We start from the raw sequence: 9,228 nt of genomic DNA, 5'->3' as shown, positions 1-9,228 counted from the left end.
ATCGCGCGCCAGATCGAAGCGGCCCTCAAAACGGTTCCAGGCACATCGAGTGCCTATGCCGAGCGGGTGATCGGCGGCTACTATCTCGATATCGTCCCGGATCGCGAGGCGCTTGGCCGCTACGGCCTTGCCGTCGGCGACGTCCAGGACGTCATCGCGACCGCACTCGGTGGTGAGACCGTGACGACCACCGTCGAGGGGCGCGAGCGTTATGGGGTCAATATCCGCTACCCCCGTGACCTGCGCTCAAGTCCTCAGTCGATCGCTACCGAAGTCGAAGTGCCGTTGCCCGGCGGCGGCGCCATTCCGCTCGGTGAGGTGGCGAAAGTCCAACTCACACGCGGCGCAACCTCGATCCGCACTGAGAATGGCCAACTCGCGACCTACATCTTTGTCGACATCAACGGCCGGGACCTCGGCGGCTATGTCGCCGACGCCCAGAAGGCCGTGGCGGAGACGGTCAAGCTGCCGCCCGGCTATTCGGTCGCCTGGAGCGGGCAGTTCGAATATCTGGAGCGAGCCGCGGCGCGGATGAAGATCGTCGTGCCCGTCACGCTGCTCATCATCTTCCTGCTGCTCTTTCTCAACTTCCGGGCGCTCACCGAGACGTTGATCGTCATGCTGTCCTTGCCCTTTGCCCTTGTCGGCGGGATCTGGCTGATGTGGTGGCTCGGCTTCAACATGTCGGTAGCCGTCGCGGTCGGCTTCATCGCGCTCGCCGGCGTCGCCGCGGAGACGGGTGTCGTCATGCTGATCTATCTGGAGCAGGCCATGGCCGAAGTGAAAGTTGAGCGGGCCGTACACAAGCGGCCGTTCACCCGAGCAGATCTCTATGAGGCGATCATGCTCGGCGCGGTGGAACGCGTTCGGCCGAAAATGATGACTGTCGTTGCCATCATGGCCGGTCTGATCCCGATCCTCTGGAGCACCGGCACCGGTTCGGAGGTGATGCAGCGCATCGCCGTGCCGATGATCGGTGGTATGATCTCGTCTACCCTCCTGACCCTGATTGTGATCCCAGCGATCTACGGATTGGTCAAGGGATGGCGGTTGCCGAAGGGCCTTGCATCGACGATCGACGAGGTTGCGCTCACGGAACCTGCATGGTTTGACCTCGCTGCCGAATGACAGGAGACCGCAATGATGAACGAGACGATGGGGAGCGGGATGATGTGGGGCATGGGCGCTGCCGGCTTGATCCTGGTCGTCGTCGTGCTGCTGATCATTGCGGCCCTGATCAAATACGTCTTCTTTCAATGATGTTGCATTGAAATCCCACGTCGAATGGCCAAATTGCATGGGAAGTGAAACCACAATCACCGTCCTGGGCATCCCAATTCCGTCCAGCGATCCAGTCTTTCTGGCTGTTGTCGGCGTCCATGTTCTGTTCGGGCTCGCCGCCGTGATCACAGGGGCCGTCGCGATGCTCAGTCAAAAAGGGCGTGGCAGGCATTCGAATTTCGGGATGATCTACTTCTGGTCTCTGTTCGGCGTGTTCGTCACGATGAGCGCTTTGTCATCGATGCGCTGGGCGGAAAACTACCACCTGTTCGCGCTAGGGGCTGTTTCTTTCGTGTGCGCGTGTTTCGGACGCACTGCCGCCCGGCGGCGCTGGTGCCAATGGCCCAGGCTGCATCTCACCGGCATGGGCGCGTCCTACATCGTGATGATTACCGCATTCTACGTCGATAACGGCAAGAACCTGCCTCTGTGGAAGGAGCTTCCCGACATTGCGTTTTGGGTCCTGCCTGGCGGGATTGGAGCACCGATAATCCTCTATGCCTGGTTTCGACACCCACTGGTTCTGGACTTCGATCGCTCACGAGCGGCTATTGCCGAATCCACAGATTCAGACTGAGAGGCGACCGCAGTTCGCGCGCCCGCCGACCATCTCGCAAAGGACCAAAGCTTGGCCAATACCGTCGCCATATTAGAATTTACACAACGCTATTTGTCACTCTTGGCCGAGACATGGACCGTCCGCATATCCCGCCTCACCGAAACCGGTGAACCGGTCTAGAGATGCTCGACGTGGATCCTCCGCCAATTTGATGGCCATTGCGTTGGCCGACGGCATTGCACTTTTGCCGCCCGAGGCCGCCGAGATCACCGACAGTATGCCGCTGCGCTACGAGCCGTTTTAGACCTGGCATTGAGGTCAAATCCGATCACTCCAAACGACGGCGCTCGACCCCAAGCGGAAAATCGTTCGTCCTTGTTGAGCTCCCCCTATGACCCAAAGCAGTCATGCCGGACTGACGGACAGGCAACTGCTCTGATGAGCGGGGATCTTCGCCGGCGATTGCGCAGCTGGTGGCCCAATACACCGTCTCGTCTATTTTCAGAAGATGAAGCTTCCACTCCGTCGCATCGTCCTCATCGTCGCCCTGCTCAATCTCGCTTATTTCGGGATCGAGTTCGCTGTGGCGCTTGCCATCGGATCAGTGTCTCTGTTCGCCGACAGCATCGACTTTCTGGAAGATGCCTCTGTAAATCTCCTTATCCTGCTCGCACTTGGCTGGTCAGTACGCTCTCGCGCGCGAGTGGGGATGGCTCTGGCACTGATCCTGCTCGTGCCGGGTCTGGCTACACTGTGGACCGCCTGGGAGAAGTTCAACGTGCCGGTGCCGCCGCAGCCGACCGCCTTGACTTTGGCTGGCCTGGGCGCTCTCGTCGTCAACCTCTCCTGTGCCTACATGCTCGCCGCGTACCGTCATCATGGTGGTAGCCTCACAAAGGCTGCCTTCCTATCGGCCCGCAATGACGCATTCGCCAACATCGCCATTATCACCGCCGGGCTGGTGACAGCTTTCGTTTGGCGCTCTGCGTGGCCGGATCTGATCGTGGGGCTGGGCATCGCAGCGATGAACGCGGATGCGGCGCGCGAAGTGTGGGAAGCGGCGCGAGAGGAACACCGGGCCGAAGCGTAATCGCGCTTTCATGGCTCAGTCGGTATGTATGGCCGGTATTGGGGCCAAAACCATGTTGGCCAAAACGACAGGAATTGCGCGTGGCACGAAGCAAGGCGTTGGCATTTGGTGGCGGGACGATCATTGGCGCACTTGGCGGATTGATCGGTCTTGGCGGTGCAGAATTTCGGTTGCCGCTCCTGATCGGGGCGTTTCGGTTTGCGGCGCTGGAAGCCGTGATCCTCAACAAGGCCATGAGTCTCGTGGTGGTGGCATCTGCGCTGCCCTTCCGCGCACGCACGGTGCCGTTTTCCGAAATCGCTGCGCATTGGACCATAATTCTGAACTTGCTGGCCGGAAGCTTGCTCGGGGCTTGGCTCGGGGCAGGATGGGCAACACGAATCAAGTCGGAAAATCTCTACCGAGTGATCGCCGTGCTTCTCGTCGTGATCGCCGCGATTCTGATGTTCGGCCACGATGCGAGGTCCGGCGCACCCCTTTTGAACGGGGTTGCGCAGGCCGTGGCAGGCATTGTCGCCGGGTTCGTCATCGGCGTCGTGGCATCGCTGCTTGGGGTAGCCGGAGGTGAACTGCTGATCCCGACATTAGTGCTGCTGTTCGGCGCCGATATCAAACTGGCAGGAAGCCTATCCCTCGCGGTTAGCCTGCCGACCATGCTGGTGGGGTTCACCCGCTATAGTCGGGACCAGAGCTTTTCCGTCCTCGGACGGAATAAGACCTTCTTGCTTGTCATGGCAGCAGGCTCCATCGTCGGCACGCTCATCGGTGGCTTGCTGCTCGGTGTGGTGCCGAGCCCATTCCTGCTGCCGGCCCTTTCTACGATCCTGGTGATCTCGGCCGTGAAGGTTTGGAGGCACGGCTAGCCAGTCTTTGCGGACCAATGGTGCTATTATCCGCAGCACCCGCCCTTGGCTGGCGCTGCCAAATCCTTGAAGATCACGCAGTCCTGGCCAGGACCACCGGCACAGGCGACGTTGCAGCGTGTCACAAAGCTCTCGAGCCGTCGCTCAAGCAAGCGCAGTTCGGCGAGTTTCTGGCGCACCTCGTCAAGATGCAGCTGCGCAATGTCGCGCGTTTCGACGCAATCGCGGTTGGTGCTGATCGATAGCTCCAGCAGCACGCGCACCTGATCGATGCTGAAGCCGAAGTCCCGGCATTGCTTGATGAAAGTCAACCGCCCCAAATCATCGTCGTCATAGGTGCGCTGACCTCCGGCCGTTCGTGGCGCGGGAGGCAGCAAACCGATCTCCTCGTAATAGCGGATGGTGGGCGTTGAGACGCCGGTGGCCTTGGCCAGCGCCCCGATCGTGAACACGCGGACGTGAAGGTTCATCGCAAAAAACTCCTTGAACCTCAAGTTACTTGAAGGAGTACGCTATCTTCATAGTGATGCGAAAGGAAGATTTTGTTGATGGGTTTTTTCGCAAATCATGTCGCCCTCGTCCGTTGGACGTCGGCAATGCTGGCCATCTCGGCGCTTCTCTTCGCCTCCGCCGTCTTGATGGAAGGGAGTGGGCATCGGGAGCCCGCCAGCATGGCCGCTCACGACGAAGCAGCCGGGGCTCAAGAACAGGGCGGCCATGATGAAGCGGCCGAGAGTTCTACCGCGAAACAAGGTGGTGGCAGCGGCGAGGTCGGCGAAACGGGGAGTCACGCCGAGCAAACGATCCTTGGTATCAACCTCGAAACCCCGTGGCTGGTATGGGGGTTCGTCGGCGTTTCGATCATGCTCGCCGCCGCTGTTCTGAGGCTTGGTAAAGCGACCCTCCTGCTGGCCATTCTGCTGGCGGGTGCTGCGGCAATTCTCGATGGCCGCGAGGTCTTCTTGCAACTCGCTCGGGCCAACGGAAGCGTGGCGAGCTTGGCAGCGCTGACAGCCCTCGCTCACGCTGCGGTCGTCATCCTGGCCGTGTTGGCCTGGCAGGCCGCTTCCACCCAAGCTGGCCCGGCAACAGGGAGAAATGCACAGTGAACATTGACAAGACGACCACAGGCGCCGGCCTTGTTCTGGTAGCCTGCGCGGCCTGTTGCGCGCCTCTGATTGCGCCGCCGGTTATCGCGGCCATCGCGGCCGGCGGTGTCGGCTTTGCATTGATAGGTCAGCTTGGCTTGGCTTTGGTGGTTGTCGCCGCCGGCGGGCTTTATTTCCTCTCGCGCCGGAAGGCTGCGCCCAACGCTACGTTTCATTCATTGATGGCACAAGGCGAGTGCGGCTGCGGGCCGGCTTGCGCCTCTGCAGTCGAGAAGGATGCATTGTCTATCGCCTGCACGCTTGGCGCGTCTGATTTCAAGGAACGGGTTGCCGGCATTCGCGCGTTGGCGCGTCGGTCATTGCGCAACGCCGATCGCACGCCGCTGTCACTCGAACTCACCTATGGGCCGGAAGCACTGGACGAGGTCACTGATTTGATGCGCAAGGAGCAAACTTGCTGCGCATTTCTGACTTTTGACCTGGAGACGAGCCCCAGCGAAGTGGTCCTCACCATCACCGCGCCACAGGCAGCGGCCGAAGCGGCCGACCTGTTTGTTCGACCACTTTGCCCCCGAACTCGCTGCATCCAACCCTAGGGAGACCGCATAACATGCAACGTCGTCACTTTCTGATCCTCTCGGCTGTTGCCTGTATCGCTGCTGCCGTCGTCCCGGCGTTCGCTCACAATGGCGACGAAACCATTCCCGGCTTCGACGAAGCCCTCAAGGCAGGCGGCCCTGTGATGATCCACATCGCGGCACCGTGGTGCGAAACCTGTCAGGCGCAAAAGCCAATCGTGGCGTCGCTGCTGGCGTCGCCGGACTTCAAGAAAATGAAGAAGTTCGACGTCGACTTCGACACGCAAAAGGAAATCCTGGCTCGCTACCGCATGCAGATGCAAAGCACGATGATCGTCTACAAAGGCGGCAAGGAGGTCGACCGACAGACTGGCCAGACCGACCCCGCGGTCATCGAGGCCTTGCTGCGCGAGGCGCTGTGACATGCTGCTTGCGCTCCTTGCTGGCGTCCTGTCGATCCTCTCGCCCTGTGTGCTGCCGCTGCTGCCGGTCGTGCTGACTGGCGCGGTGGCCGAACATCGGCTGGCACCGTTGGCCTTGGCAGCCGGCGTTGCCGTCTCTTTCACCGCAATAGGCGTCTTCGTGGCCACCATTGGCTTTTCAATCGGCCTCGACATGACGGTGTTTCGCTCGGCTGCCGCCGTGCTGCTAATCTTGGTTGGCTCAGTTCTGCTGGTACCGCGTTTCCAGTCGCAGTTCGCCACGGCGGTCGGCCCGGTGAGCAACTGGACTCAGAGCCGCTTCGGCGGGTTCTCGACGTCCGGTATCTCTGGTCAATTCGGCGTTGGGCTGCTGCTCGGCGCGGTATGGACGCCCTGCGTTGGACCGACCCTCGGCGCCGCTTCCATCATGGCCGCACGTGGCGAAAATCTCGGCATGGTGGTGCTGACGATGCTGGCTTTCGGCATCGGCACATCATTGCCACTGCTGGCTCTGGCGCTGATGTCGCGCCAAGCGTTGCTCAGCTGGCGAGGCCGGATGCTTGGCGCATCCAGCGCTATCAAAATGGCCCTCGGCGTGCTTCTGATCGTGGCCGGGATCATGACCCTGACGGGGTTCGACCGCACGATACAAATCGGCCTTGAACAGGCTTTGCCGGACTGGCTAGTGGCCATTACCACGCGCTTGTGAGAAATTCAGACCGCATGCCAATTCTTCTGAGCACGTTTCTGACGTTTGCATCTGCTGCGCTCGCCGAGATTGCCGGCTGCTTTGCCTTCTGGGTTTGGCTGAGGCAGGGGAAATCAATCCTCTGGCTCGTGCCGGGCATCGCCTCTCTGGTGCTGTTCGCCTATCTGCTGACACTCATTCCAAGCGACTATGCCGGTCGCGCCTGCGCGGCCTATGGCGGCGTCTACATCTCGGCGTCGCTGCTCTGGTTGTGGCTGGCCGAAGGACATCGACCAGATACCTGGGACCTTGTGGGTGGTGCCGTGGCCTTGCTTGCGGTGGGGATCATCCTGTTTGCTCCACGAAGCACGTGACCGTGGTACTATGGAGCGCTCGCTCTTTGGCATGATCTCTGTTTCATAGATGATGATCGAGGTCTGCTCCTTTGTGCGTTCAGTTGAGCCGAACAGCGATTTTCCGCCCATCTCGGCCGATGGCGGGAGCCAATCAACTGAGGTTTACCCTGGTAAAACCATCCTTGGCTGCCGTTGCCAGACCTGCACCCCAGGGCTGAGCCGTCATCAATGGGTCGAGCATTGCAAGCGGTGTTCCCAGGCCACGGTCTTGAGGCTCGGGGCGGCGATGTAGATTTGGCGGCTCCAGACAGGGAGCGTTGACCACGCCAGCCTGTTAGGCGAGAAGGGGCCAGCGCGAAACCGGACCTGCCGCATATGCTGAGCACCATCGGTGTGGCCATCACCATGTTTGCGGCCTCCAATATCGACGACATCTTTGTGTTGCTTGGCTTCTTCGGCCACCGCAAGTTCCATGCTCGCCAAGTCATTATTGGGCAATACGTGGGCTTCACGGCGCTGGTGCTGGTGAGCTTGGTTGCATCCCTCGTCTCGCTGGTGCTTGCGCCCGCCTACGTTGGCCTGCTCGGGTTTCTTCCGGTTATGATAGGCCTGAAAAAGCTTTACGACGCGTGGCGCGGTGATGAGGGCAATGAAGCGGCAGTGCCCAAGGCTGGGGTAGGTAACGTGCTTGCGGTGGCAGCGGTCACTATGGCCAACGGAAGCGACAATATCGGCATCTACACGCCCGTCTTTGCCACCAGCACAAGAGCCGAGATCGGCATCATAATCGCGGTCTTTGCTATCGGCGTGGCAGTCTGGCTGGCGTTCTCCCACTGGCTGGTGAATCACCGATCCTTGGGCGCGCCGATTCGGCGTTATGGCCACTGGCTGGTGCCGTTTGCCCTTATCGGAATTGGGGTCTTTATCCTTTACGAGTCAGGCTCACTCGTACTGATGGGTATGCGAAATATACAATCGCCCGTTTAAGACCGATCACCAGAATGCTTCGTGAGCCAAGCTGCACGGCAGTTTGCCATCAGACCCCGGCCAGGAATGCCGCCTTATTCATCTTGACGGCCGACACGTGATGGAAAGCTGATCACCCCGGGCGAGCTGGGGATTACACCGCAAAGATCGTTAACGGGAGTGCGCACGCTGCCTTGGACGTGGCGTTGCGCTATTTGCGCGAATGGCACAGGTGCAAGAACGCAATGGCGTTCTCAGGCCACGGCGTTAAGCTCGGGAGGATTGATATAGGCCCAGGGCAAGAGATCGTCGATCTGACTGTTTGGGTGGCCATTGACGATCTTGGCGAGCACGTCGGCCAGGTAGCCGAGCGGCTCGACGTCGTTCAACTTGCCTATCGTCATGCGGCTGTCATATGTTGGCGGTACGTACCCTTAATTCCGGATTTATGGATACATGGATAAAAAGTCCGCTCTCCTCGCTTTGGCAGCACTCGGCCAGGATACCCGGCTCGAGGTCTTTCGCATGCTGATCAAGGCAGGCGCCGATGGCATACCCGCCGGTGAAGTCGCATCACGGCTTGATACGGTGCAGAACACCATGTCGGCGCACCTGAAGGTTCTCGACCATGCAGGCCTGGTCCGCGCCGAGCGTGACGGCCGGACAATCCGTTACGTCGCCGATATGACCGGCTTCCGCGACCTGCTCGCTTACCTCATGGAGGATTGCTGCAACGGCGCGCCGGAACTCTGTCAGCCCGTGATCCAGGCGGTGACATGCAAATGCTAGAAGGGAGGCATACGCCATGAGCGAGCCTACAACGTTCTTTTCCTCTGCACCGGCAACTCGGCAAGGTCGATCATCGCCGAAGCCATTCTGAACCGTGTCGGCGCCGGCAAGTTCAAGGCCTATTCGGCCGGATCGCACCCCAAGGGAAAGGTTCACCCCTACACGCTCCAGCTCCTGAAAAACCTGAATTACGATACCTCCTTCGCCCGTTCGAAGGACTGGGAGGAATTCGCGGTGCCTGGTGCGCCGGAAATGAACTTCGTTTTCACGGTGTGCGATAACGCCGCCAACGAATCGTGCCCGGTCTGGCCGGGGCAACCGATGACGGCACATTGGGGCGTGCCTGATCCGGCTGACGTGGAGGGCACCGATGCTGAAAAGCACCTGGCCTTCGCTGAGGCCTATCGCATGCTCAACAACCGGATTTCGATCTTTATCAGCCTGCCGATGAACATGGTCGACAAGCTTGCCCTGCAGAAGCGCCTGGATGAAATCGGCCGCAACCTGCCGAAAGCCGGCTGAAGCTC

13 protein-coding genes and 1 pseudogene are annotated in these 9,228 nt (G+C 60.2%); 12 read left to right on the top strand and 2 right to left on the bottom strand.

The window, feature by feature from the left end; translation table 11 throughout:
• The 4 genes from FCU66_RS33425 to FCU66_RS33405 form a co-directional block, all read left to right on the top strand.
• Positions 1 to 1,128 (top strand): efflux RND transporter permease subunit (locus FCU66_RS33425; RefSeq protein ID WP_136618707.1); only part of this gene is annotated, 1,128 nt, incomplete at its 5' end.
• A 139-nt stretch (positions 1,129 to 1,267) separates the two neighbouring features.
• Complete coding sequence (locus tag FCU66_RS33420; RefSeq protein WP_168991912.1) at positions 1,268 to 1,858, top strand: DUF2306 domain-containing protein; 591 nt, start codon at positions 1,268 to 1,270, stop codon at positions 1,856 to 1,858.
• A 490-nt stretch (positions 1,859 to 2,348) separates the two neighbouring features.
• A complete protein-coding gene (locus tag FCU66_RS33410) occupies positions 2,349 to 2,930 on the top strand; it encodes a cation efflux transmembrane domain-containing protein (RefSeq protein WP_136618706.1) in 582 nt (193 codons plus the stop codon).
• Between the two features lie 80 nt (positions 2,931 to 3,010).
• Positions 3,011 to 3,793 carry a sulfite exporter TauE/SafE family protein gene (locus tag FCU66_RS33405; RefSeq protein ID WP_246094146.1) on the top strand — a complete coding sequence of 261 codons (783 nt, stop codon included), beginning with the start codon at positions 3,011 to 3,013 and terminating at the stop codon, positions 3,791 to 3,793.
• 26 nt (positions 3,794 to 3,819) lie between these two features.
• On the opposite strand, the gene FCU66_RS33400 is transcribed toward FCU66_RS33405, so the two are convergent.
• A complete protein-coding gene (locus FCU66_RS33400) occupies positions 3,820 to 4,263 on the bottom strand; it encodes a MerR family transcriptional regulator (protein ID WP_136618719.1) in 444 nt (147 codons plus the stop codon).
• A gap of 78 nt (positions 4,264 to 4,341) precedes the next feature.
• On the opposite strand from FCU66_RS33400, the gene FCU66_RS33395 reads away from it, so the two are divergent.
• The 6 genes from FCU66_RS33395 to FCU66_RS33370 all read left to right on the top strand — a co-directional run bounded on the left by FCU66_RS33395 (position 4,342) and on the right by FCU66_RS33370 (position 7,933).
• Positions 4,342 to 4,902: a hypothetical protein gene (locus tag FCU66_RS33395; RefSeq protein WP_136618704.1), complete on the top strand. Its 561-nt coding sequence runs from the start codon at positions 4,342 to 4,344 to the stop codon at positions 4,900 to 4,902.
• Positions 4,899 to 5,498 carry a hypothetical protein gene (locus FCU66_RS33390; RefSeq protein WP_136618703.1) on the top strand — a complete coding sequence of 200 codons (600 nt, stop codon included), beginning with the start codon at positions 4,899 to 4,901 and terminating at the stop codon, positions 5,496 to 5,498. The genes FCU66_RS33395 and FCU66_RS33390 overlap by 4 nt, the downstream gene beginning before the upstream one ends.
• Before the next feature lie 14 nt (positions 5,499 to 5,512).
• Entirely contained in the window at positions 5,513 to 5,902 is a 390-nt protein-coding gene (locus FCU66_RS33385; protein WP_136618702.1) for a thioredoxin family protein, read from the top strand.
• A gap of 1 nt (position 5,903) precedes the next feature.
• Positions 5,904 to 6,611: a cytochrome c biogenesis CcdA family protein gene (locus FCU66_RS33380; protein ID WP_136618701.1), complete on the top strand. Its 708-nt coding sequence runs from the start codon at positions 5,904 to 5,906 to the stop codon at positions 6,609 to 6,611.
• Positions 6,612 to 6,625: 14 nt separating this feature from the next.
• Complete coding sequence (locus FCU66_RS33375; RefSeq protein WP_136618700.1) at positions 6,626 to 6,964, top strand: YnfA family protein; 339 nt, start codon at positions 6,626 to 6,628, stop codon at positions 6,962 to 6,964.
• A gap of 357 nt (positions 6,965 to 7,321) precedes the next feature.
• Positions 7,322 to 7,933, top strand: a complete 612-nt coding sequence (locus FCU66_RS33370; RefSeq protein WP_136618699.1) for a cadmium resistance transporter — start codon at positions 7,322 to 7,324, stop codon at positions 7,931 to 7,933.
• Positions 7,934 to 8,166: 233 nt separating this feature from the next.
• Here FCU66_RS33370 and FCU66_RS33365 read toward each other — a convergent pair.
• A pseudogene (locus FCU66_RS33365) lies at positions 8,167 to 8,304 on the bottom strand (transposase domain-containing protein); the annotation flags it as partial.
• 64 nt (positions 8,305 to 8,368) lie between these two features.
• Here FCU66_RS33365 and FCU66_RS33360 point away from each other — a divergent pair.
• Positions 8,369 to 8,701, top strand: a complete 333-nt coding sequence (locus FCU66_RS33360) for an ArsR/SmtB family transcription factor (protein WP_136618698.1) — start codon at positions 8,369 to 8,371, stop codon at positions 8,699 to 8,701.
• Between the two features lie 9 nt (positions 8,702 to 8,710).
• Complete coding sequence (locus tag FCU66_RS33355) at positions 8,711 to 9,223, top strand: arsenate reductase ArsC (protein WP_136618697.1); 513 nt, start codon at positions 8,711 to 8,713, stop codon at positions 9,221 to 9,223.
• Positions 9,224 to 9,228: the final 5 nt, after the last annotated feature.

This window comes from Mesorhizobium norvegicum, from assembly GCF_004919685.1.
GTDB lineage: Bacteria > Pseudomonadota > Alphaproteobacteria > Rhizobiales > Rhizobiaceae > Mesorhizobium > Mesorhizobium norvegicum.
Note: the sequence above shows the minus strand (reverse complement) of the source record. Positions and strands in the feature narration are given on the sequence as shown.